Origin of the sequence: Amycolatopsis sp. cg9, assembly GCF_041346945.1 — a bacterium.
Taxonomy (GTDB): domain Bacteria; phylum Actinomycetota; class Actinomycetes; order Mycobacteriales; family Pseudonocardiaceae; genus Amycolatopsis.
This window is the reverse complement of the sequence record NZ_CP166850.1, coordinates 2,324,080-2,346,431: the sequence shown is the minus strand read 5'-3', so window position 1 is coordinate 2,346,431 and position 22,352 is coordinate 2,324,080. Positions and strand designations below refer to the sequence as shown.

Below are 22,352 nucleotides of genomic sequence, written 5' to 3'. Positions count from 1 at the left end.
GGGAAAGTGACACGGTAGGGCTGTCCCCACCTCGAAGAGGCGCGTGCGCACCAGGGTGGTTCGGGGGCTGCCTCAATAGCGTTTTCCCCATGACGACTGAGGCAGTTCGGCTCGAGGCCGTGCGCAAGGAGTACGGCGGTGTGGTCGCGCTGGACGGGGTCTCGATCTCCTTCCCTCGCGGCGGTTTCACGGCGGTGATGGGCCCGTCCGGTTCGGGCAAGAGCACGTTCCTGCACTGCGCGGCGGGCCTCGACCGGCCGACGTCGGGCCGCGTCGTGCTCGACGGCCAGGACCTCGACGGCAAGAGCGAGACCTATCTGACGAAGCTGCGGCGCGACCGCGTCGGGTTCGTCTTCCAGGCGTTCAACTTGCTGCCGGCGCTGACGGTCGAGCAGAACGTCGTGCTGCCGCTGCAGCTGGCCGGGAAGCGCCCGGACAAGCGGCTGGTGGCGCGGATCCTCGCGCACGTCGGGCTGGACGGGCGCCGCAAGCACCTGCCGGGGCAGCTGTCCGGCGGGCAGGCCCAGCGCGTCGCGATCGCGCGCGCCCTGGTCACCGACCCGGCCGTGCTGTTCGCCGACGAGCCGACCGGCGCGCTCGACACCCGGACCGCCGCCGACGTGCTCGGCCTGCTGCGCGACTCCGTCCGGTCTTCGGGCCAGACGGTGATCATGGTGACGCACGACCCGGTCGCCGCGTCCTACGCCGACGAGGTCGTGTTCCTGGCCGACGGCCGGATCGCCGGGCGGCTCGCGCGCCCGACCGCGGAAGCCGTCGCCGAGCGGATGACCCACCTGGGTGCGTGGGGCCGGGTGGCGGCGTGATGTTCTCCCTCGCGATGCGGACGCTGCGCCTGCGCAAGGGCGGCTTCCTGGCGACGTTCGTCGCCGTGTTCTTCGGCGCGCTGATCGTTTCGGCGTGCGGTGGCCTGATGGAGTCGGGCATCCGGTCCGAGACGCCGGTGCAGCGGCTGGCCGCGGCGCCGATCGTCGTCGGCGGGCAGCAGACGCTGAAGCTGCCCGAGGACGACCCGGCGACCCTCGACCCCGACGACAAGCACAAGTTCGACAACGCGACCCTGCCGGAGCGCGTCCGGCTCGACGCCTCCTTGGCCGACCGCCTGCGTGCGGTCCCGGGCGTCACGGACGTCGTCGGCGAGGTCAGCTTCCCGGCGCAGATCGGCAGCGCGAGCGCGTTCGGGCACGCCTGGGATTCCGCCGTGCTGACGCCGTACACGCTGAGCGGTCAGCCGCCGCAGCCCGGTGAAGTCGTCGTCGACGCCGCGCTCGGGCTCGCCGCTGGGGACACGCTGCCCGTCGCGGCGCACGGAGTCGTCGGCCAGTACCGCGTGTCCGGGATCGCCCAGGCACCGCAGGCCATGCGCGACTCCGCCGTGTTCTTCGCGCCGTCGGACGCTTCGCGGCTCTCGGGGCACCCAGGCACCTTCGACACCATCGGCGTCTTCGGCGACGACGTCGCCGCGGTGACGGCGGCCGTCGGGGACGCGGGGGTCGTGGCGACCGGCGCCGACCGCGGTGCCCTGGAGTTCCCCGAGGTGAACAAGAGCGGCGAGGACCTGATCGTGCTGGCTGCCGTCTCGGGCGGGCTGTCCGCGATGGTCATGGTGTTCGTCGTCGCGGGCACGCTCACGCTGTCGACCCAGCAGCGCCAGCGCGAACTCGCGTTGCTGCGCGCGATCGGCACGACCCCGCGCCAGCTGCGGCGGATGGTGCTCGGCGAGGCGCTGGTCGTCGGCCTGCTCGCGGTCGCCGCCGCGGTCGCGCTCGGCCCGGTGCTCGGGCAGTGGCTGTTCGACCAGCTCGCGGCCAACCACGTCGTCCCCGACGTCCTGCGGTTCGAGCAGGGCTGGCTGCCGGCGACGGTCGCCGCGGGCGCGTCGCTGCTGGCCGTCGTGGCCGCGTCCTTCGTGGCCGGACGACGGGCGTCGAAGGTCCGCCCGACCGAAGCGCTGGCCGAAGCCGCCGTCGAGCGGCGCTGGCTGACGCCGATCCGGCTGATCACCGCGCTCCTCTGCTTCGCCGGCGGGACGGCGCTGGCCATCGTCACGGTCGCCGTGATGACCGGCCCGGTCGCGGCCAGCACGGCGGGCCCGGCGGTGATGCTGTGGGCGTTCGGCCTGGCGGCGATCAGCCCGGGCGTGACGAAGCTGACGGCGTCGCTGCTGCGCTGGCCGGTGCAGGCGATCACCGGCGTCACCGGCCGGGTCGCGCTGCGCAACACCCGTGTCGGCGCGGTGCGCACGGCGGGCGCGGTCACCCCGATCATGCTCGCGGTCGGCATCGCGACCGCCAACATCTACCTGCAGACCACCCAGGAAGCCGTCTCGAACCAGGCGTACACCGAGGACCTGCGCGCGGACGCGGTCGTCGGCGCGCCGAGCGGGCTCGACCCGTCGGTGCTGGGGCGGGTGCGGTCGGCCCCGGGGGTCGCCGGCGCGTCCGAGTACGTCACGAGCACGGTGTTCATCGAGAAGCCGTTCGAGTCGAACCAGGACAAGGACGGCTGGCCCGCGCTCGGCGTCAGCGAACTGACCGGGAACGCGATCGAGGTGCCGACGACGCTCGGCCGCCAGGTCGGCGACACGCTGTCGCTGCGGCTCGGCGACGGTGCTCCGGTGGACGTGCGGGTGGCCGCCGTCGTGAGCCAGCGCGCCGGGTTCGAGAAGCTCGTGCTGCCCGCCGGGCTGCTGGCGCCGCACACGACGCTCGGGCTCGCGCCCCAGCTGCTGGTCCGCGCCGCCGACGGCGTCGACACCGCGACGCTGACCGCCCGCCTCCACGAGGCGACAGCCGGGTTGCCGGTGGTCGTCGGCGACCGGGAGACGCTGATCGCGGCGCACGCGAAGGGCAACGAGGTCGGGGCCTGGGTCAACTACCTGCTCGTCGGGATGATCATCGCGTACACGGTGATTTCGGTGGTGAACACGCTGGTGATGGCCACCGCCAAGCGGCGCCGGGAGTTCGGGCTGCAGCGGCTGAGCGGGTTCACCCGCGGCCAGGTGCTGCGCATGGCCGGCGTCGAAGGCGGGCTGATCGCCACCATCGCCGTGCTGCTCGGCACGGCCACCGCGGCCGGCGCGATCGTGCCGTTCTGCCTCGTGGTGAGCGGCTCGGTGCTGCCGACCGGCCCGCTCGCGGTCTACCTGGTGGTGCTCGCGATCGCCGTGGTGCTCTCGCTCGCCGCGATCCTGGTTCCGGCCTGGGCGGCGACCCGCGGGCGTGCGGTCGACGCCACATCGATCGGGGAGTGAGGACGGCGGTGTGTAAGACTCTCGGCCGTGGCGAACCCCGGGTTGGATCAAGCGGCGAAACTCGAACTGGCCAGGCTGGTCACCGATCTTTCCGTGGTGCACGGAAAAGTGACCCTGGCGTCCGGCAAGGAAGCCGACTACTACATCGATCTCCGGCGGGCGACGCTGCACCACGCGGCCGCGCCGCTGATCGGCAAGCTCCTGCGCCAGCTGACGGCGGACTGGGACTACGTGGCGGCCGGCGGCCTGACCCTCGGCGCCGACCCGGTCGCGCTGGCGATGCTGCACTCGGCGGCCACCGACGGCGTCGTGCTGGACGCGTTCGTGGTCCGGAAGTCCGTCAAGGAACACGGCATGCAGCGCCGCATCGAGGGCATGGAGGTCCGGGGCCAGCGCGTGCTGGCGGTCGAGGACACCTCCACGACCGGCGGCAGCGTGCTAGAAGCCGTCGCGGCCCTGCGTGAGGCGGGCGCGACCGTGATCGGCGTGGTGACGGTGGTCGACCGCGACACCGGCGCGCGCGAGGCCATCGAGAAGGAAGGCCTCGAGTACCGGTACATCCTCGGGCTCGACGACCTCGGCCTGAACTGAGAACCGGGACCGGGGACCGCTGGGTCCCCGGTCCGCGCGGCTCACTTCTTGAACAGGTCCTTCGCGGCGTCCTTCACGTTTTCGACGGCGCCCTTGAGCCCGGCCTTCGCCTGGTCGGCCTGGCCTTCGGCCTGCAGCTGCTCGTTCCCGGTGGCGTCACCGGCCGCTTCCTTGGCCTTGCCGCCCAGCTCTTCGGCCTTGTTGCTGATCTTGTCGCCCAAAGACATGGGGCACCTCCCGTTCCGGCGGTGCCCCGGCGGGGCACCCTGGTACCGGAAGGACCACCGCGACGCGTGATCGTCACGGACTCGCCCCGGTGACCACCGTCACCCAGAATCGGTGCGTGACGATTTCCGCGCACCGGTGTCCTCTTCCCGAGGAGGTGCCGTGACGACAACCGCAACGCCGCTGGACGACGCGACCCTCGTCGGGCGCGCGCGGGACGGCGACGTCCGGGCGTACGAGCAGCTCGTGCTGCGCTACCAGGGCCCGATGTTCCGGCTCGCCGTCAAGATGCTCGCCCACCGCGGCGACGCCGAAGACGTCGTGCAGGAGGTGTTCCTCAACGCCTGGCGCAAGCTCGACCAGCTCGGCGAGGACGCCGCGTTCGTCGGCTGGCTCTACCGGGCCACCACGAACCGCTGCCTCAACGCGATCCGCGCGCGCCGGCCGCAGGCCGACGTCGACCTGGACACCGCCGAGTCGCCGCGGACCGATCTGCAGCCGGAGCGGGCCGCCCAGGTGAGCGGGCAGCTCGCGGCGTTGAACGCGGCGCTGGCCGAACTGACGCCCGAGCAGAGAGCGTGCTGGCTGCTGCGTGAGGTGCACGGCCGGTCCTACGAAGAGATCGGCGAGGTCGTCGGTGCGAACACGACCGCGGTCCGCGGCCGGATCGCGCGGGCCAGGGCCCAGCTGGCGGAGGTGATGAAGCCATGGCGATGACAGACTACGAGCTGCCCTGCGAACGTGACGTGGAGCAGGTGTGGGACCGGCTCGACGCGGTCGGCGCCGGGCTGGCCGACGAACACGAACTGACCTGCCCGCACTGCCGGGCCGCGCGCGAGAGCCTGCTGGCGCTGCGCGAGGCCACCGCGGAGCTGGTGGTGGCGGAGGACGTGCCGTCGCCGGACCTGTTCGGCCGGATCATGTCGGCCGTGCGGGCCGAGGTGCGGCGGGACCGGATGGTGCGGCTGCCCACCCCGGAACCCGGGTTCGTCGAGATCAGCGAGCAGGCGGTGGCGGCGGTGCTGCGGTACGCGGCCGACACGGTCGGCGGCATCCGGGCGCGGCGCTGCCGCGTGCGCACCGGCGCCGACGGGGTCGTCGAAGTCGAACTCACCCTCGCGGTGAGTATGCGGAACGCCACGGGTGGTGAAGCGTTGGCGAAGGTGCGGGAGCGGGTGACCGCGGCGGCCGCGGCCCGGGTGGGCCTGACGCTGGCGAAGCTCGACCTGCTCGTGGACGACATCTATGCGGAAGACGCGGTCGGGGAGCCAGGGGAATGAGCGTTGACTACGTGGTGGCCGACCCGGTGATCGCCAGCGTGGCGGCACGGGCGGCGATCACCACACCGGGTGTGGTGCGCCTCGAGCCGGGCCTGCGCGGCCTGGTGACGGCGTGGACGCGCGCGGCCCGCCAACGCTGGAAGGGACTCGACCCGGCGCCGGCGGACGGCGTCCGGGTGCGCACCGCGGACGGCCGCGTGACGGTCCACATCGACCTCATCACGGCGTCGGGCGACCAGGCGGCGGCGGTCGGCCGGGCGGTCCAGCGCGCGGTGACGCGGTTCGTCGGGGAGCAGACCGGCTTGGTCGTCGACGAGGTTTCCGTGTCCATCATGGACATCGAACCGGTCGGCCGGTGACCGCGGACGAAGCCGTCGAGAGGATCGTCGGCGCCCTGAAGGAGATCGACGGCCTCCGCCCGGCGACGCCGGTTTCCCCCGAGACGACGTGGTTGCCGGTGGACTGGGCCGGCATGGCCGTCGACCTTTCGGCGGAGGTCGTTCAGATCCGCCTGATCGCGACCCGGCTGCCGATTCCCCCGCTGCTGGACCGGGCGGCGGAACTCGTGCGCCCGGTGCTGGTGGGCACGGAGTGGGAGAAAGCGCGCCTGCGGCTGGTCGTCACCGACCTCGACGGTGCCGCGTTCGCCGGAGACCCAAGTCACACGAAAGGGTAAGTGACGTTCTCCCCGCCGCTGGGTCCTTAGCTACGAACGAGGCGAAAAGCCTTGAGGCACCGGACATCCAGGGAGGACACCATGACCGCGACGGCCGAGAAGAACACCGTGGCCACCACCACCACCGAGAGCGCCCTCGTCACCAAGCAGGGCACCACCACCATCGCCGACACCGTGGTCCAGAAGATCGCCGGGCTCGCCGCCCGCGAGGTCACCGGCGTCCACGCCCTCGGCGGCGGCGCGGCCCGCGCGCTGAGCGCCATCCGCGACCGCATCCCGGGCGCGTCCGCCAGCGTCGGCCAGGGCGTTTCGGTCGAGGTCGGCGAAAAGCAGGCGGCGGTCGACCTGCAGATCCTGGTCGAGTACGGCGTCGCCATCGCGGACCTCGCGCGGGCGGTGCGCCGCAACGTGATCACCGCGATCGAGCAGATGACCGGGCTGGAGGTCGTCGAGGTGAACATCAACGTCAACGACGTCCACCTCCCCGGTGACGACGCCGAGCCCGTCACCTCGGACCGGGTGCAGTGACGATGAACGCGACGCTGCTCGGCCTGTTGTACGGACTGGCACTGGGTTTCGCCGCCGCGTTCGGCGGGTTCGGTGCGTTCGTGGCGGTGTTCCTGCTGGGCGGGCTCGGCCTGCTGGCCGGGCGCTGGCTCGACGGCAAGCTCGACCTGTCCGCCCTCGTGGGCGCCGCGCGCGATCGGAGGTAGCCGTGGAACGCGGAGTGACCACCGTGGCCCCGCGGGCGGTGCGGCGCATCGCCGCGCACGCCGCCTGCGAGGTCGACGGCGTCGGCGGCGACGTGACCGCCGAGGCCACTGTGGACGGCGAATCGACCACTTTGGACGTCCGGCTGCCCCTGGCGTACCCGGCCCCGATCGCGTCGACGGTCGAGCGGGTCCGGGCGCACCTGCTCGGCCGGACGGCGGAACTGACCGGGCTGAGCGCGAACCGCGTCGACATCACGGTCGCGGTGGCCCGGCCCGAACAGCCGAAGCGGCGGGTCCGATGAGGCGCCCCCGGCGGAGCGTGCCGGCGGTGCTGACGGCCCTGGTCGTGCTCGCGGCGTGCGCGCTGGTCGTGACGGCACTGGTGCAACGCCTCCTCGGCGAGCCACCGCTGCTGTCGTTCGAGGCGGTCGCCGGCCGGGTGCACGAGACGACGTGGAACGAACTGCCCGTGCTCGTCGGGGGCGGGGCAGCGGTTCTGGCGGGTCTCGTGCTCCTGGCGGCGGCGGTGCTGCGCGGGCGCCCGGTGGTCCTGGCGCTCGCGCCGGCCGCGGGCGTCGAGGCGGGCACGACCCGCCACGGCCTGCGCACATCGGTACGCGCCGCGGCCGCGGGCGTCGACGGCGTGGCGACGGCCGCGGTGAAGCTGCGGCGCCGGAAGGTGAGGGTGAAGGTGCGGACGAACCGGACGAACACGGAAGGCCTCGCGGCCGCGGTCGGGACGGCGGTCTCGCGGCGGCTGGCGCAGGTGGGCCTGGCGGAGACGCCGCGGGTGCGGGTCCGAGTGCGAGGAGGAGCGCGATGAACCGCCCAGTCAAGCGCCCCAATGTGGCGTTCGGTGCGTCCAGCGCACCCAATGTGGCGTTCGGTGCGTTGGACGCAACCAACGCCACATTGGGGTGCTTTGGACCGGGCGCAGCGGGGCGAGTTCACGAGCTGGGAGGTGCTCGATGAACCGGCCGGCCGGGCTCAACCGGACCCTGCTCGGCCTCATCGGGCTCCTGCTTCTCGCCGGCGGCGGGTTCGCCGTGGCCACGCACTTCGGGCGGCTCCGCCTGCTCGACCCCGCCGCGCCGCTCGTGCCCGGCGCCGCCGCGCCACCCACCTGGGTGTTCTGGGTTGCGATCGCTGTCGCCACGGTCCTCGGCCTGCTCTGCCTGCGCTGGCTGGCCGCGCAGGCGTTCCGGCGGCCGAAGACCGTCGCCTGGCGGGACGAGCGGGACACCGGCGTCACCGTTCTCGAATCGAGTGCGGCCGCCGCCCCGCTGGCCGCCGACGTCGAGGGGTACGACGGCGTCAGGAGCGCTTCGGCGTGGCTGTCCGGGCCGCGGGACGCGCCGGATCTCTTCCTGGTCGTCACCACCGACCGCGACGCCGATGCCACGGCGATCCGGCAGCGCATCACCGACCACGCCGTGCCGCGGCTGAAGCAGGCCCTCGAAGTCGAGGACCTGCCCGTGCGGCTGGAAATTCGGCTGACGGCGAAATCCGGGGTCCGGGCGCGCTGACCCGGGCGTACCGTCGAGCGCATGGAGGAGGACGACCCGCCGCCGCAGCCGGACTGGACCAAGCCCGACCGGGAGAAACCGAACCAGTACCCGCACGAAGAACCGACGAAGTACCCCGCGAAACGCCCGCCGGAATTCCCACCGGGTGTGACGCCTCCGTCACCGCCCAGGTGAACGGGTTGCTCCGGTGGGTTAAACATCACACACCGGGGCACTCTTCAGGGCGGCCGGATCCGATCAGCGGAGTAAAGTCGCTGGTAGGGGGTTCGGGGAAGGGGGCTGGTGATGGCGAAGTTCCTGGCCGACGTGACGGTCGCGGTGCACCTGCTGGCCCTGGTGCTCATCGGTTTCGGCGGTTTCGTCGCGTGGCGCTGGCCGAAGCTCATCTTCGTCCACCTGCTCGGCGTGTCCTGGGGCGTCCTGGTCAACGTCGCGCCGGTGCCGTGCCCGTTCACCGCGCTCGAGAACTACTTCCGCCACCAGCAGGGCCTCGGTGACCTGCCCGGCGGGTTCAACGCGTACTACCTGTACGACACCGTCTTCCCGCGGTCGTGGCTGCCGGCGATCGGCATCGTCGCGATCGTGGTGGTCGCCTACTCCTACGTCGGTGTCTACCACCGCTGGCGCCACCGCGACCACGCGGACGACGCCCGGACGCACCGCGTCCGCCTCGGCTGAGCGACAATCGGGGCGTGAGCACCTCCCCCGACGCCGGACCCACCGAGTGGGTGAGCCGCGAAGAGGTCGGCGTCGGCCCGTGGCCCGGCGACTGGCCCACCGGCGAGCACTACGACCCGGAACTGCTGCGTGAGGGTGATCGCCGCAACGTCGTCGACGCCTACCGGTACTGGCGCCGCGAGGCGATCGTGTCCGATGTGGACCGCCGACGGCACCCCTTCCACGTCGCCATCGAGAACTTCCAGCACGACCACAACATCGGCACCGTGGTGCGCACGGCCAACGCGTTCGCTGCGGCCGAAGTGCACATCGTCGGCCGGCGCCGCTGGAACCGGCGCGGCGCCATGGTGACCGACCGCTACCAGCACCTCCGCCACCACGACGACGTCTCCGGGCTCGTGACCTACGCCGCCGAGCGCGGGCTCGCCGTCGTCGCCGTGGACAACACGCCGGGGTCGCAGCCGGTCGAGACCGCCGACATCCCGCGCGAGTGCGTGCTCCTCTTCGGGCAGGAAGGCCCCGGGCTGTCCGAGCCGGCGCAGGAGGCCGCGGCGCTGGTCGTGTCGATCGCCCAGTTCGGCACCACCCGGTCGATCAACGCGGGCGTCGCGGCCGGGATCGTCATGCACGCCTGGGTCCGCCAGCACGCCGACCTGACCACGGCCTGGTAGCTACAGCCCCCAGCCCCACCGCAGCTGCACGACTCCCGACGCGTTGTTCGTCGCCAGGCCACTGCCGCTCTGCCGGGTGATCGAGTACGTGTCGCCCGAGCGCAGGCCGGGCCAGTAGACGACGCCTATCTGCCGCGACCGCGTCAAGTCCGTGGTGGCGGCGAAGTACGCGGTGAAGTTGTTGCCGTCCTGGTGCCCCGCCGAGTAGTCGAGCCCGGTCGTCATCGGCGCGCCCGCCTCGTCGATGACGGTCCGGGACGAGTACGCGCCGAGCCGGTTGCTCAGGTTCGCCGTCCACGCGGAGCGCGTGGTGTCCGACGCCCAGAAGCCGTAGAAGTGCAGCGACAGCAGCGTTCCGTTCAACGCGCTCGCCGCGCCGACCCCGGTGACGTTGTCGTTGTAGCCGGTCCCGCTGATCAGGACCCGGCCGCGCGGGACGGCCGAGTGCCGGGACAGCCAGGTCGAGCAGAGCGAAACCCAGGCGGTCAGGCTGTAGCCGAACGGCTCGTTCATCGGCTCGAAGTAGACGCCGGCGTCGCCGCCGTAGTCCGCGGTGACCCGGTCCCACATGGTGTTCCACGCGGTCACGTCGTCGACGAAGCCGTCCTTGTTCGCTTCCCAGTAGCCGAAGACGACCTTCATGCCGTGGGCCAGCGCGGAATCGGCGGCGCCCTTGTACCGGCCCCACCAGTCCGAGTTCACGCTCTGCGGGTTGATCGGCAGCCGCACGGTGTTCGCGCCGAGCTGCTGCTGGAAGCCGGTGAGGATGCCGTCCGCCTTCGTGCGGACGGTGTCGTAGCTGTCGCCGGCGGTGAGACCGGTCGGGATGACCCAGCCGTCGACGTAGTTGTCGCGGGCGTCCGCCCAGTTCACGCCGCGGAAGGCGGTCGTGGCAGCAGCCGCTCGGGGGACCGTGAGGAGGGCGGCGGCGAGGATCGCGATCATGACGGCGTGCAGACAGCGGGTCATGCGAACTCCGATGTTCACGTAAACATGCGACGCTGAGGATGCACTCGGCTTCGCACCGCTGTCAAGCGTCAGGCCGGCGCGACCTCCACCGGGATGCCGTTCAGCACCGACGTCCCCGACGGCACGTCGAGCAGCGTTTCGTCGGCGACCAGGTTGGAGTTGACGCCGGGGTGCGCGTACGCCACCCGGGTCCGCGCGCCGTCGACGTCGTGGCCCCAGCCGTGCGGGATGCTGATCACGCCCGGGCGGACCACGTCGGTGACCTCCACCGGTACCTCGAGCTTGCCGGCGCGGGACGTCACCGCCGCGAGGCCGCCGTCGGTGAGCCCCAGGCGCGCCGCGTCGGCGGGGTGGACCTGCACCGTGCAGCGGTTGCCGCCGCGGACCAGCGGTGCCAGGTTGTGCATCCACGAGTTGTTGGAGCTCAGGTGCCGCCGCCCGATCAGCACCAGGCCGTCTTCCACCGGCTTCGCCAGCTCGTCACGCAGGCGCGGGACGTCCGCGACGACCGGCCCCGGCGCCAGCTCGATCCGGCCGGACGCGGTGCACAGCACCTCCGGGATCCGCGGCTTCAGCGGCCCGAAGTCCACGCCGTGCGGCGCCGCTTCGAGTTCGGCCAGCGTGACGTCGTACGGACCCGCGCGCAGCATCAGGTCGACCAGCCGGGCGGGCCCGGTGCGGTCGTGGGTGAGCTCGAGCCCGGCGCGGCGGGCGACGTCGGCGGCGACGAAGTCGTCGAGCGCGGCGACGTCCGCCTCGGGGCCCTGACCGGTGACGATGCCGGTGAGCCGCAGCATCGTCTCCCACTCCTGGGGCAGCGCCGAGGGCAGCGTCGCTGGCGTCCAGTTGGCGACGTTGCGCACGGACAGCTGGTAGAAGGCCAGGTCGAAGTGCGGGCGTTCGAGCGGTGACGGGCCGGGCAGGACGACGTCGGCCTGGCGTGACGTCTCGTTGAGGTAGACGTCGACGGAGATCATGAAGTCGAGGTTCCCCAGCGCCTCGGTCAGGCGGCCCGCGTTCGGCGTGCTCAGGCACGGGTTGCCGCTGACCGTGATCAGCGCGCGGACCTGGCCTTCGCCCGGGGTTTCGATCTCGTCGGCGAGCGTCGCGACCGGCAGTTCGCCGACGACCTCCGGGTACCCGCGCACGCGGCTGCGCCAGCGCCCGACCGCGAACGGCCGCCGGTTCCCGGTCGGCTGGCAGGCGGCCAGCGGGAACATCGCGCCGCCCGGCTCGTCGAGGTTGCCGGTGAGCACGTTGAGGACGTCGACCAGCCAGCTGGCGACGGTGCCGAAGGTCTGCGTCGTGGTCCCGATCCGGCCGTAGACCACGGCGTTTTCGGCGTCGGCCAGTTCGAGGGCCATCCGGCGGATCTCGGCGGCGTCGATGCCGGTGCGCGGCGCGACGGCCTCGGGCGTGAACGGCCGGGCCAGCTCGCGGACGTCGTCGAGGCCGTTGAGGTGCTCGGCGAGGCGTCCCGGCGCGACGCGGTTCTCCGCGAACAGGACGTTGACCAGCGCGAAGAGCAAGAAAGCGTCGGTGCCGGGCCGGATGGCGTGGTGCTCGTCGGCGAACTCGGCGGTGCGCGTGCGCCGCGGGTCGACGACGACGATCTTGCCGCCGCGCGCCCGGATCCCGCGCAGCCGCCCGCGGATGTCCGGCGCGGTCATCAGGCTGCCGTTGGAGACGAGCGGGTTGGCGCCGAGGACGAGCAGGTGCCGCGTGCGGTCGAGGTCGGGCACGGGGATGGCGAGCGGGTCGCCGAACATCGTGCCGGCGGAGTAGTGCTTCGGCATCTGGTCGACCGAGGTCGCGCTGTAGAAGTTCTTGGTGCCCAGCGCCTTGTAGAGCACGCGGCCGTAGAGCGTCAGCGCGATGTTGTGCACGCCGGGGTTGCCCGCGTACACCGCGACGGCGTCCCGGCCGTGCTCCTCGAGGATCGGCGGCAGGCGGCGCGCGATCTCGTCGTAGGCCTCCTGCCAGCTGACCTCGACGAACTCGCCGTCGCGCTTGAGCAGCGGCGCGGTCAGCCGGTCGGGGTCGTGGTGCAGCGCGCCGAGCGACGCGCCCTTGGGGCAGATGTAGCCCTTCGAGAAGACGTCCTGATCATCACCCCGCACGCGGGTGACCTGCTGGTTCTCGTCGAGGGTGACCTCGAGGCCGCAGGTGGCCTCGCACAGCGGGCAGGTGACGTGAGCGGTCGTCATGACCACTCAACATACCGAGCGGTATGTCGATGGGCAAGGCACGATTGCGACATGGACGTTTCGGCCGCCGAACACGCGGTGACAGCGCGCCACCTGAGCCGGGTGTGGGGCCTGCCCGGCACGGTCCTCGGCCGCAGCGGCTGGCCCCCGTCCGGCGGTCAGCGGCTGCACTGGCATTGGAACTACTGGTGGCAGGCGCACCTGCTGGACACGTTGGTCGACGCCCAGTCGCGCGCGCCATCGCCGGCGCGGCTGGCGTCGATCCGCGCGTTCACGCGTTCGGTGCGGCTGCGCAACTTCGGCCGCTGGACCAACGACTACTACGACGACATCGCGTGGCTCGGCCTTGCGCTGCAACGGGTTTCCGCGCTGGGCATCGACGTCGGCCCGGCACTGGCGGCGATCGACACGCAGCTGTTGTCGGGCTGGACACCCGCGGCGGGTGGCGGGATCTGGTGGCGCCGCGGCGACGACTTCAAGAACGCTCCGGCGAACGGCCCGGCGGCGATCTTCCACGCCCGGTCGGGGAACCTCACCCGCGCCCAGGCGATGCGCGACTGGCTTTCGTCCACTTTGGTCGATCCCGGCACGGGCTTGGTGTGGGACGGCATCCGGGCGGACACGGGCGAGCTGGTGAAGCACATCTTCACGTACTGCCAAGGGGTTTACCTGGGTGCCTGCCTGGAGTTGTCCGCTTGGGACGATGCCGCCCGGACGGTCCGTGCGGTCGCCGAGCACTGCGCACCGGGCGGGGTGATCCGCGGCCAGGGCGGCGGCGACGGCGGGTTGTTCGCGGCGATCCTGGCGCGGTACCTGGCACTGGCGGCCCGGTCCTTACCGGAACCGGAGGCTGCGACGGCTCGCGCGTTGGTGCTGACGTCGGCGGAGGCCTGCTGGTCCGGTGCGTTCGACGCGCCGGAGGGCCCGCTGTTCAGCGCGTACTGGGACCGCCCGGCCCCCGCGCTCCCCCTGCCGGACGACGCCCCGGAGCGAGACCTGTCGGTCCAGGTGGGCGGCTGGATGCTCCTGGAGGCAGCGGCGACGCTCTGACCGGCTTCAGCAGCCGCAGGAGGCGCCGTGCAGGAACTTGGGGGTCAGCCACACCGACTCCGGAGGCCGGTCCGGGTCCGCCATCCTCGACATCAGCAGCTGCACCGCTCGCCGGCCCATGTCCGCCACCGGCTGGGCCAGCGTGGTCACCGCCGGGCTCACTCGGCGGGCCCAGTCCATGTCGCCGTAACCCACCACCGCCAGTTCCGAGCCGATGTGGATGCCGCGGCGGTGGGCTTCGTACTGGACGCCCACCAGCATCGACTCGTCCGCCACCACCAGTGCCGTCGGGGAGGGCCAGCCGTCCAGGAGCTTCGCTGTCGCGCGGGCTGCGCCGCCGGATGTCGACAAACCGCTTTCGACCAGTTCGCGGTTGTAGCGCAGACCCGACTGCTCCAGGCCCAGGCGGTAGCCGCGGACGCGCTCGCGGCTGACCTCTTGACCGTCGTCGCCCGAGATCAGGCCGATCTTGCGGTGCCGTCCCGACGTCAGGTGGCGGACCAGCGACGCCAGCGCGTGCACGTTCTCCGTGCCCACCTGGTCGACGTCGTTGCGCGCGGCGACCCGGTCCACCAGCACCGTCGGCACGCCCATCCGGACCAGGCCGTTGACCACCGCTTCGTCGCCCGCCGAGGGGACCAGCAGCACGCCGTCCACCAGGTCCGCCCGCAGGGCCCGGACCAGCGCGGCTTCTTCGCCGACCGCGTCGGCGGTGTCCGCGAGCACGACGTCGCACCCCGCGTGTGCCGCGGCCGCCCTGATGGAACGCAGCAGCTCACCCGAGTAGGGGCTCGCGTGCACACCCATCGCGACGCCGATCCGGTAGGTGACCGGGGGGTCCCACAACCGGAGCTCCGGCGAAAGTGCCGTCATGCTCTGCCGTTTCGTCACCATTCCGCCGCAGCCACGGCGGAAACCGGCGCCTGTGCAGCTCGGCCGCGGTCCGTGTCCGCCTACTTCCGGGCGGATTGGTGACGGCCTCGCAGACGCTCAGCCGAAAGGTATCCGCTGAACGCCCGCGAGATGACGTCAAAACTCCAGAATCACTGATGTGAGTGAACCGGTGGGCAGCCGCACGACTCACGGTGACGCAGGGTGGGCGCCAGCCGGACCGTCTCGGCCTTGCGCGCCGGGTCGTTGATGCGGGCCAGCAGGAGCCGGACCGCCTGGCGGCCGATCTCCTCGATCGGCTGCGCCATCGTCGTCAGCGGCGGGTCGACCAGGTCCGCCCACTCGACGTCGTCGTAGACCACCACCGGCAGGTCACGCCCGATCCGCAGCCCGCGCTGCCGCGCCGCGTGCAGCACCCCGACCATCATGCTGTCGTTGCCGACGACCAGCGCGGTCGGCGGCTCGGGCAGCGCCAGCAGCGTGCTCAACGCCAGCGCACCGCCCTCGCGCGACGAGTTCCCGCAGGCCACGAGGTCGGACGACCAGGTCAGCCCGGACCGGCCCAGCCCCAGCCGGTAGCCCAGCATCCGCTCCTCGCTCGTCGACAGCCCGGGCGCGCCGCTGATCATCCCGATCCGCCGGTGCCCGAGCGTGGCCAGGTGCGCGGTCAGCGCCGAGGTCGCCTGGATGTTCTCCGAGCCCACCTGGTCGACGTCGGTGCGGGTGGCCAGCCGGTCGATGAGCACCGTCGGCACGTCCAGCGACACGAGCTCACCGATCACCGGCCCGTCGCCGGGGGCCGGGGTGATGAGCAGGCCGTCGACCCGCCGGGAGCGCAGCGCGCGGACCGTGTCACGCTCGGTGTCCGCCGTGTCGTGCGTGTCGGCGAGCAGCACGGTGTACCCGTGCATCGACGCCTCCCGCTCGATCGCCTGCATCAGCGTCGCGAAGTACGGGTTGGCGACCAGCGAGATCGCCATCCCGATCGACCGCGTACCGCCGGTGACCAGGGAACGCGCGATCGCGTCACCGGTGTAGCCGGTCGTCTCGATCGCCCGCAGCACGGCCGCCTTGGTGTCCTCCGCGACCGCCCGCGTCCCGTTCACCACGTGGGAGACCGTGGTGATCGAAACGCCGGCGAGCTCGGCGATGTCGCGCTGGGTCGGCCGCGACGACCTCGGCTGGGGCATGCCAATCCTTTCCGGCAAGCGTTTGCGCAAACGCTTGCGTCCACGGAGCAGTCTGTCTACCTTCCCGTCCATCGGCAAGCCTCGAACCCAGACAAAGGGTGGGAACCCATGAGACAGCGAAGTCTCACCGCGGTCGTGCTGGCCGCCGTCCTCGCCGCGACGACCGGGTGCACGGTCGAACGCCATTGGGGCGGCAACACCAACACCGGCGGGAGCGGCAAGGCCAAGGTCGGCCTGGTCACCAAGACCGACACCAACCCGTACTTCGTGGAACTGCGCAACGCCGCGAGAGCGGCCGCCCAGGCCAACGGCGCCGACTTCAGCGCGCTCGCCGGCCAGTTCGACGGTGACAACGACGGCCAGGTCCGTGCCATCGAGAACCTGATGCAGCAGGGCGCGAACACCATCCTCATCACGCCCAGCTCGTCGACCGGCGTGCTCAAGGCCATCAAGGACGCGCGCGACGCCGGCGTCCTGGTGATCGCCCTCGACACCGCCACCGAACCGGCCGACGCCGTCGACGCCACGTTCGCCACCGACAACTTCGCGGCGGGCGAGCAGCAGGGCGCGTACGTCAAGGCCTCGCTCAAGGGCGTCCCGCCGAAGCTCCTGATGGTCGACGGGACGGCGGGCAGCACCGTCGACACCCAGCGCCACACCGGGTTCCTCAAGGGCATCGGGCTCACCGACTCCTCCCCGGAGATCAAGGGCCACACCGCGGCCAACGGTGACCAGAGCCTCGCCCAGCAGGGCATGGAGAACCTGCTCCAGCGCAGCACCGACATCAACGCCGTCTACTCGATGAACGAGCCGATGGGCCGCGGCGCGTACGCGGCGCTGAACGCCCGCGGGCTCACCGGCCGGATCGTGATGGGCTCCATCGACGGCGGCTGCGAAGGCGTCCAGAACGTCAAAAACGGGCAGTTCGCCGCCACCGTGATGCAGTTCCCGAAGAAGATGGCCGAGCAGGGTGTGCTCGCCGCCGTCGAATACGCCAAGACCGGCAAGAAGCCGGCCGGCTTCGTCAACACCGGGTCCGCCGTGATCACCGACAAGCCGCTACCCGGGATCGAAAGCCACGATTCCGCGTGGGGCCTGCAGAACTGCTGGGGAGGCACACGGTGACATCCACCAACGCGACTACCGCGACCGCAGTGTCCACAAAGGAACGTGAGTCCCTCGGCGAATTCCTCCTCCGCGCCCCCGCGGTCGGCCCGGCGCTCGCGCTGGTCGTCGCGATCGTGGTGTTCTCGGTCGCCACGGACACGTTCTTCGACCTCGACAACCTGTCCACGGTGGTCCAGCAGTCGCTGGTCGTCGGGACGCTCGCGCTGGGGCAGACGCTCGTCATCCTCATCTCGGGCATCGACCTGTCCAACGCGGCTTCGATGGTCGTCGCGACGCTGATCATGGCGAAGCTCGCCGCGGCCGGGACCAACGGCTTCGTCGCGCTGCTCGCCGGCGTCGTGCTGACGATCATCGTCGGCATCTTCATCGGCGGGCTCGCGACGCGGATCAAGCTGCCGGCGTTCATCATCACGCTCGGCACGTTCACGATGCTGACGGCGGTGTCGAAGCTGGTCGCGGGCGGCCAGGCCGTGCCGGTGACCGACGGGCTGCTGCAGTGGCTCGGCACCAAGCGCTACCTCTTCGGCGGCATCCCGATCACCTACGGCATGACGCTGGCGCTGCTGATGTACCTCGGCGTCTGGTACGCGCTGACGAAAACCGCGTGGGGCAAGCACGTCTACGCGGTCGGCAACGCGCCGGAGTCCGCGCGGCTGTCCGGCATCAAGGTCAACCGCACGGTGCTGTCGGTGTACATCGTGGCCGGGCTGACCTTCGGCATCGCGGCCTGGCAGGCGCTCGGCCGGACGCCGAACGCCGACCCGAACCAGTTCCAGCTGGGCAACCTCGACTCGATCACCGCCGTCGTCCTCGGCGGCACGAGCCTCTTCGGCGGCCGCGGTTCGGTGCTCGGGACGCTGATGGGCGCGCTGGTCGTCGCGGTGCTGCGGTCCGGGCTGACGCAGATGAACGTCGACGGCAACTACCAGGACCTCGCCACCGGGGCCCTGCTGATCGCCGCCGTCGTGGTGGACCGGATCGCGAGGAGGCAGCAGCAGTCATGAGTGAACCGATCCTGCAGGCCCGTGGCCTGGTCAAGCGCTACGGCCGGGTGACCGCCATCGACGGCGCCGACTTCGACCTCCTGCCCGGCGAGGTGCTCGCCGTGGTCGGCGACAACGGGGCCGGGAAGTCCTCGCTGATCAAAACCCTGTCCGGAGCCGTGGTCCCGGACGAGGGAGAGATCAAAGTGGACGGCAAGACCGTCCACTTCAAGTCCCCTTTGGACGCTCGCCGGTACGGCATCGAGACGGTGTACCAGGACCTCGCCGTCGCGCCCGCGCTCGACATCGCGTCGAACATGTTCCTGGGCCGGGAAAAGCGGCTCAAGGGACCGTTCGGGCTGTTCCGGAAGCTCGACACCGGGACCATGCGGTCCGAGGCGCAGCGGATCCTCGACGAGCTGGGCATCAACATCAAGTCGATCACCCAGCCCGTCGAAACGCTTTCCGGTGGCCAGCGCCAAGGTGTCGCCGTGGCGCGCGCGGCCGCGTTCGGCACCAAGGCCGTGATCATGGACGAGCCCACCGCCGCGCTCGGCGTCGCCGAGTCCGGCAAGGTGCTCGACCTGATCGGCCGGATCCGCGACCGCGGCCTGCCGGTGGTGCTGATCAGCCACAACATGCCGCACGTGTTCGACATCGCCGACCGCATCCACGTGCACCGCCTCGGCAAGCGCGTCGCGGTCGTGTCGCCGAAGACGCACTCGATGAACCAGGTCGTCGGCCTGCTCACGGGTGCGTTGCGGCTCAACGAGAACGGCGAAGTCGAAGAAGCCGCCGCCGCTACCCACGTGGCCGGCTTGAAGTGAGGGTGCTGCTGGCGGGACTGTGCACCGTGGACGTCGTCCAGCGGGTCACCGAGCTCCCGGCGCCGGGCGAGAAGGTCCAGTCGCTGTCGGTGGACGTCGCGGCCGGCGGGCCCGCGACGAACGCCGCGGTGACGGCGGCCGCGCTCGGTGCCGAGGCGACCCTGCTGACCGTCCTCGGCGCACACCCGCTGGCGGCCCTCGCCCGCGCCGACCTCGAAGCCCACGGGGTCCGGCTGATCGACCTGGCCCCCGACCGGCCCGACCCGCCGCCGGTCAGCGCCGTCGCCGTCCGCGACCGCGACGGCGAGCGCACCGTCGTCTCCCGCAACGCCAAGGGCCGCACTTTCATAGGGAAAGTGCCGCTTTTGGCAGCTGATGTCGTTTTGCTTGATGGGCATCATCCGGAGCTGGCGCTGGCGGTCGCGCGGGGAACCGAAGCGCCGGTCGTGCTCGACGCCGGGAGCTGGAAACCCGTGCTCGACGAGCTGCTTCCGCTGGTCGACGTCGCCGCGTGCTCCGCGCACTTCACCGCGCCGGAGCCGGGGCTGCACGCGCGGGGCGTCCCCACCGTCATCACCACCGCCGGGCCCGGTCCGGTGCGGTGGTCCACAGCGGACGGCAGCTCGGGTGAGGTGCCTGTGCCCGCCGTCGAAGCGCGGGACACACTAGGTGCGGGCGACGTCTGGCACGGCGCGCTCGCCGTGGCCGTGGTACGCGAACCGACGGTGACGGACCGGATCCGCTTCGCCAACGAGGTGGCCGCCGAACGGGTGCGGCATGTGGGACCGCGGTCGTGGCCGGCCGCGATCGCAGGAAGGAACAGGAAATGACGGCGTTCGACGACCTGCTGGCCCGGGCCGAGGGCCTGACCGTGCGCGGGCAGCGCAACGTGCTGGGCATCATCGGCGCGCCCGCGTCGGGCAAGACCACGCTCGCGTGGGCGCTGGCCAACGCGCTCGGCTCGCGCGCCGCGGTGGTCGGCATGGACGGCTTCCACCTCGCGCAGGTCGAGCTGCGCCGGCTGGAGCGCACCGAGCGCAAGGGCGCGCCGGACACGTTCGACGCGGCCGGCTACTACCACCTGATCCGCCGCCTCGCCGAAGGCCGCGAGACGGTCTACGCGCCGGAGTTCCGCCGCGAGATCGAGGAGCCGATCGCCGGCGCGGTCGCCGTGCCGCCGGAGGTCCAGCTCGTCATCACCGAGGGCAACTACCTGCTGCTGCCGGACGACCCGTGGAGCGCCATCCGGCCGCTGCTCACCGAGGCCTGGTTCCTCGCGCCGGACGAGCCCGAGCGGATCGAACGGCTGGTCTCGCGCCACCGCCGCTACGGCCGTTCGCTGGTCGAAGCGCGCCGCCGCGCGCTGGGCTCGGACCAGCGCAACGCCGACCTGATCTCGCAGACGCGGGACCGCGCCGACCTGGTGCTGGAGAACCTGCCGCTGGCGAACTTCGCGATTTGAGCGTCCTGATCGTCACCGGCGGCAGCCGGGGGATCGGCGCCGCCGTGTGCACGCTGGCGGCGTCGCGCGGCTACGACGTCGTCGTGAACTACTCGGGTGACCCGGTGCCCGCGGAAGAGGTCGCTTCGCGGGTGCGGGCGGACGGCCGGCAGGCGCTTTCGGTGCGGGCCGACGTCTCCGTGGAGGACGACGTCGTCGCGCTGTTCGACGCGGCCGCCGAGCTGGGGCCGGTGACCGCGCTGGTCAACAACGCGGCGATCACCGGCAACACCCCCGGCCGGCTCGACTCCTACGACGTGGCCGTCGTCCGGCGCACCCTCGACGTCAACGTCACGGGGGTGTTCCTGTGCTGCCGAGAGGCGGTCCGCCGGATGTCGACGCGCCACGGCGGCCACGGCGGCGCGATCGTGAACATCTCGTCGACGGCGGCGCGCACCGGCTCGGCCGGGGAGTGGGTGCACTACGCGGCGTCGAAGGCCGCCGTGGACACGCTGACGTTCGGGCTGGCCCAGGAGGTCGGCGGCGAAGGCGTGCGGGTCAACTCGGTCCGCCCGGGCATGGTCCGGACCGGCCTGCACGACGCGGCCGGGCTGCCGGACCGGCTCGACCGGCTCGCGCCGCAGATCCCGATGGGGCGGCCGGGGGAGCCGGCGGAGATCGCCGAGGCGGTGCTGTTCCTGTTGTCGACGGCGTCGTCCTTCACGACCGGAGCGGTGCTGGAGGTCGGTGGCGGCCGGTGACCGGCTGAGTACTATCCGGCAGACGTGAATGACCTTCGGTCACCGGCGTCCGCCTGCTGGGACGGCCGGAGACGGCGAGATCACGATCGGACGCGGACTTGGTCACCTCGGTTTCGGCAGGCGAACGCTGTGCAACTCTGGGAAGCCGCCACGCGAAAGGACGGCTTCGGAAGCCATGGCCAAACTCATGTCCGTGCACCACCTCGCGCTCACCGTGACCGACGTGGACCGCAGCGTGCCGTGGTACGCCCGTGTCCTCGACCTCGAGGAGGTCCTCCGGCGCGAAGAGCCGGACACGGGTCTGCGCAAGGTCGTGCTCCGGTCCGCCGGTGACGAGTTCTCCGTGGTGCTGGTGCAGCACGCGGACACCGGTAGACGCGGCTTCGACGAACACCGCGCCGGCCTCGAGCACGTCGCGTTCCGGGTGAGCTCGACGGCCGAACTGGCCGAATGGGAGGAGCGCCTCGCCGAGTTCGGCGTCTCCTACCTGCCGACGGCGCCGTCGCGCACGTTCGAGGGTTCGAAGGTGGTCGTGTTCCGCGATCCGGACGGCATCCAGCTCGAGATCTGGGCCGACCCGGAGCTCTGACGCCTCAGGCCCGCGCGTCGTCCGGCTCTTCCACCGGGCGCCGCATCTCCTGGCGGTAGCGCAGCACGCCGTACCCGGTGCCGACCACGAAGAACGCGATGCTGACCCACAACGCCGCCGTCTTCACCCACGGCAGGGCGTCCAGCAGGCCGGCGCCGTAGTAGCCGAGCAGCACCAGCGTCGGCACCCACAGCAGGCCGCCGAGCGCGGTCGCCGCCATGAAGCGGCGGGGGTCCATCCGGGCCGCGCCCGCGATCAGCGGGGCCAGCGTGCGGATCCACGGGATCCAGCGGGCCGCCACGATCGCGAAGAAACCCCTCCGGTCCAGGAAGCGCTGCGCGCGCTCGAGGGCCTGGCGGTTCAGCACCTTGCCGTCGCGGCGGGCGATCAGCTTCGTCCCGCCGGTGCGCCCGATGTAGTAGCCGATCTGGTTGCCGAGCACGGCGACGATCAGCGCGGCCCCCGACAGGAACCACGCGTTCGCGTCCGAACCGTGCTGCGCCAGCACCACGCCGGCGCCGAACAGCAGCGAATCACCGGGCAGGAACAGCCCGATGATCAGCGCGCATTCGACCAGCACGAAGCTCAGCACGATCACCCAGACGAGCAGCGGACCGGCGGTGTCCAGCCAGCTCACGCCGACGCCCGCGGCCTCGATGCTCACGACGTTCACACCGGAAGCCTA

28 protein-coding genes are annotated in these 22,352 nt (G+C 71.8%); 22 read left to right on the top strand and 6 right to left on the bottom strand.

Features of this window, described 5'->3' with window-relative positions; all coding sequences use genetic code 11:
• The first annotated feature begins 89 nt into the window (after positions 1–89).
• The 3 genes from AB5J73_RS10990 to pyrE are packed head-to-tail and all read left to right on the top strand — an operon-like array spanning position 90 to position 3,862.
• Positions 90–824 (top strand): ABC transporter ATP-binding protein, encoded by a 735-nt coding sequence (locus AB5J73_RS10990; protein ID WP_370969588.1) that lies wholly within the window; start codon positions 90–92, stop codon positions 822–824.
• Positions 824–3,271 carry an ABC transporter permease gene (locus AB5J73_RS10985; protein WP_370973068.1) on the top strand — a complete coding sequence of 816 codons (2,448 nt, stop codon included), beginning with the start codon at positions 824–826 and terminating at the stop codon, positions 3,269–3,271. The genes AB5J73_RS10990 and AB5J73_RS10985 overlap by 1 nt, the downstream gene beginning before the upstream one ends.
• Before the next feature lie 27 nt (positions 3,272–3,298).
• Complete coding sequence (gene pyrE, locus AB5J73_RS10980; protein ID WP_086856475.1) at positions 3,299–3,862, top strand: orotate phosphoribosyltransferase; 564 nt, start codon at positions 3,299–3,301, stop codon at positions 3,860–3,862.
• A 41-nt stretch (positions 3,863–3,903) separates the two neighbouring features.
• On the opposite strand, the gene AB5J73_RS10975 is transcribed toward pyrE, so the two are convergent.
• A complete protein-coding gene (locus AB5J73_RS10975; RefSeq protein ID WP_370969587.1) occupies positions 3,904–4,089 on the bottom strand; it encodes a CsbD family protein in 186 nt (61 codons plus the stop codon).
• 160 nt (positions 4,090–4,249) lie between these two features.
• Here AB5J73_RS10975 and AB5J73_RS10970 point away from each other — a divergent pair, with 160 nt between their 5' ends.
• The 11 genes from AB5J73_RS10970 (at position 4,250) to AB5J73_RS10920 (ending at position 9,631) form a co-directional block, all read left to right on the top strand.
• Positions 4,250–4,804 carry an RNA polymerase sigma factor gene (locus tag AB5J73_RS10970; protein ID WP_370969586.1) on the top strand — a complete coding sequence of 185 codons (555 nt, stop codon included), beginning with the start codon at positions 4,250–4,252 and terminating at the stop codon, positions 4,802–4,804.
• On the top strand, positions 4,795–5,367 hold the full coding sequence (locus tag AB5J73_RS10965; protein ID WP_370969585.1) for an Asp23/Gls24 family envelope stress response protein: 573 nt from the start codon (positions 4,795–4,797) through the stop codon (positions 5,365–5,367). Before AB5J73_RS10970 ends, AB5J73_RS10965 begins: the two co-directional genes overlap by 10 nt.
• Positions 5,364–5,726, top strand: coding sequence for an Asp23/Gls24 family envelope stress response protein (locus AB5J73_RS10960; protein ID WP_370969584.1), 363 nt, complete (start codon positions 5,364–5,366; stop codon positions 5,724–5,726). Before AB5J73_RS10965 ends, AB5J73_RS10960 begins: the two co-directional genes overlap by 4 nt.
• Complete coding sequence (locus tag AB5J73_RS10955) at positions 5,723–6,043, top strand: hypothetical protein (RefSeq protein ID WP_370969583.1); 321 nt, start codon at positions 5,723–5,725, stop codon at positions 6,041–6,043. Before AB5J73_RS10960 ends, AB5J73_RS10955 begins: the two co-directional genes overlap by 4 nt.
• 81 nt (positions 6,044–6,124) lie before the next feature.
• The gene (locus AB5J73_RS10950) at positions 6,125–6,571 is read left to right on the top strand and encodes an Asp23/Gls24 family envelope stress response protein (protein ID WP_370969582.1); all 447 of its coding nucleotides are present in this window, start codon (positions 6,125–6,127) and stop codon (positions 6,569–6,571) included.
• A 2-nt stretch (positions 6,572–6,573) separates the two neighbouring features.
• A complete protein-coding gene (locus AB5J73_RS10945) occupies positions 6,574–6,756 on the top strand; it encodes a hypothetical protein (protein ID WP_370969581.1) in 183 nt (60 codons plus the stop codon).
• A 14-nt stretch (positions 6,757–6,770) separates the two neighbouring features.
• Positions 6,771–7,058, top strand: coding sequence for an Asp23/Gls24 family envelope stress response protein (locus tag AB5J73_RS10940; protein ID WP_370969580.1), 288 nt, complete (start codon positions 6,771–6,773; stop codon positions 7,056–7,058).
• A 26-nt stretch (positions 7,059–7,084) separates the two neighbouring features.
• Positions 7,085–7,579 (top strand): DUF6286 domain-containing protein, encoded by a 495-nt coding sequence (locus tag AB5J73_RS10935; RefSeq protein ID WP_370969579.1) that lies wholly within the window; start codon positions 7,085–7,087, stop codon positions 7,577–7,579.
• A gap of 145 nt (positions 7,580–7,724) precedes the next feature.
• Positions 7,725–8,282 carry an alkaline shock response membrane anchor protein AmaP gene (locus AB5J73_RS10930; RefSeq protein WP_370969578.1) on the top strand — a complete coding sequence of 186 codons (558 nt, stop codon included), beginning with the start codon at positions 7,725–7,727 and terminating at the stop codon, positions 8,280–8,282.
• A 285-nt stretch (positions 8,283–8,567) separates the two neighbouring features.
• Positions 8,568–8,960: a DUF2784 domain-containing protein gene (locus tag AB5J73_RS10925; RefSeq protein WP_370969577.1), complete on the top strand. Its 393-nt coding sequence runs from the start codon at positions 8,568–8,570 to the stop codon at positions 8,958–8,960.
• A gap of 14 nt (positions 8,961–8,974) precedes the next feature.
• Positions 8,975–9,631 (top strand): TrmH family RNA methyltransferase, encoded by a 657-nt coding sequence (locus tag AB5J73_RS10920; protein WP_370969576.1) that lies wholly within the window; start codon positions 8,975–8,977, stop codon positions 9,629–9,631.
• Here AB5J73_RS10920 and AB5J73_RS10915 read toward each other — a convergent pair whose 3' ends face one another.
• A complete protein-coding gene (locus tag AB5J73_RS10915) occupies positions 9,632–10,600 on the bottom strand; it encodes a cellulase family glycosylhydrolase (RefSeq protein WP_370969575.1) in 969 nt (322 codons plus the stop codon).
• A gap of 68 nt (positions 10,601–10,668) precedes the next feature.
• Entirely contained in the window at positions 10,669–12,807 is a 2,139-nt protein-coding gene (locus AB5J73_RS10910; RefSeq protein ID WP_370969574.1) for a molybdopterin-dependent oxidoreductase, read from the bottom strand.
• A 51-nt stretch (positions 12,808–12,858) separates the two neighbouring features.
• Here AB5J73_RS10910 and AB5J73_RS10905 point away from each other — a divergent pair, with 51 nt between their 5' ends.
• Positions 12,859–13,857 carry a glycoside hydrolase family 76 protein gene (locus tag AB5J73_RS10905; RefSeq protein WP_370969573.1) on the top strand — a complete coding sequence of 333 codons (999 nt, stop codon included), beginning with the start codon at positions 12,859–12,861 and terminating at the stop codon, positions 13,855–13,857.
• Positions 13,858–13,863: 6 nt separating this feature from the next.
• Here the strand turns inward: AB5J73_RS10905 and AB5J73_RS10900 are convergent, their stop codons facing one another.
• Both AB5J73_RS10900 and AB5J73_RS10895 read right to left on the bottom strand, forming a co-directional pair.
• Positions 13,864–14,730 carry a LacI family DNA-binding transcriptional regulator gene (locus AB5J73_RS10900; protein WP_370969572.1) on the bottom strand — a complete coding sequence of 289 codons (867 nt, stop codon included), beginning with the start codon at positions 14,728–14,730 and terminating at the stop codon, positions 13,864–13,866.
• 170 nt (positions 14,731–14,900) lie between these two features.
• Entirely contained in the window at positions 14,901–15,938 is a 1,038-nt protein-coding gene (locus AB5J73_RS10895; RefSeq protein WP_370969571.1) for a LacI family DNA-binding transcriptional regulator, read from the bottom strand.
• Between the two features lie 108 nt (positions 15,939–16,046).
• Here AB5J73_RS10895 and AB5J73_RS10890 point away from each other — a divergent pair, with 108 nt between their 5' ends.
• The 7 genes from AB5J73_RS10890 to AB5J73_RS10860 all read left to right on the top strand — a co-directional run bounded on the left by AB5J73_RS10890 (position 16,047) and on the right by AB5J73_RS10860 (position 21,667).
• Positions 16,047–17,063 (top strand): substrate-binding domain-containing protein, encoded by a 1,017-nt coding sequence (locus AB5J73_RS10890; RefSeq protein ID WP_370969570.1) that lies wholly within the window; start codon positions 16,047–16,049, stop codon positions 17,061–17,063.
• A 29-nt stretch (positions 17,064–17,092) separates the two neighbouring features.
• Positions 17,093–18,070 (top strand): ABC transporter permease, encoded by a 978-nt coding sequence (locus AB5J73_RS10885; RefSeq protein WP_370969569.1) that lies wholly within the window; start codon positions 17,093–17,095, stop codon positions 18,068–18,070.
• Entirely contained in the window at positions 18,067–18,876 is an 810-nt protein-coding gene (locus AB5J73_RS10880) for an ATP-binding cassette domain-containing protein (protein WP_370969568.1), read from the top strand. The genes AB5J73_RS10885 and AB5J73_RS10880 overlap by 4 nt, the downstream gene beginning before the upstream one ends.
• Positions 18,877–18,878: 2 nt before the next feature.
• The gene (locus tag AB5J73_RS10875) at positions 18,879–19,706 is read left to right on the top strand and encodes a PfkB family carbohydrate kinase (RefSeq protein WP_370973066.1); all 828 of its coding nucleotides are present in this window, start codon (positions 18,879–18,881) and stop codon (positions 19,704–19,706) included.
• A complete protein-coding gene (locus AB5J73_RS10870) occupies positions 19,703–20,338 on the top strand; it encodes a nucleoside/nucleotide kinase family protein (RefSeq protein WP_125308919.1) in 636 nt (211 codons plus the stop codon). Before AB5J73_RS10875 ends, AB5J73_RS10870 begins: the two co-directional genes overlap by 4 nt.
• The gene (locus AB5J73_RS10865; RefSeq protein WP_370969567.1) at positions 20,335–21,078 is read left to right on the top strand and encodes an SDR family oxidoreductase; all 744 of its coding nucleotides are present in this window, start codon (positions 20,335–20,337) and stop codon (positions 21,076–21,078) included. Before AB5J73_RS10870 ends, AB5J73_RS10865 begins: the two co-directional genes overlap by 4 nt.
• Before the next feature lie 175 nt (positions 21,079–21,253).
• Positions 21,254–21,667, top strand: coding sequence for a VOC family protein (locus AB5J73_RS10860; RefSeq protein WP_125308915.1), 414 nt, complete (start codon positions 21,254–21,256; stop codon positions 21,665–21,667).
• A 4-nt stretch (positions 21,668–21,671) separates the two neighbouring features.
• Here the strand turns inward: AB5J73_RS10860 and AB5J73_RS10855 are convergent, their stop codons facing one another.
• Positions 21,672–22,340 (bottom strand): DedA family protein, encoded by a 669-nt coding sequence (locus tag AB5J73_RS10855; protein WP_370969566.1) that lies wholly within the window; start codon positions 22,338–22,340, stop codon positions 21,672–21,674.
• Positions 22,341–22,352: the final 12 nt, after the last annotated feature.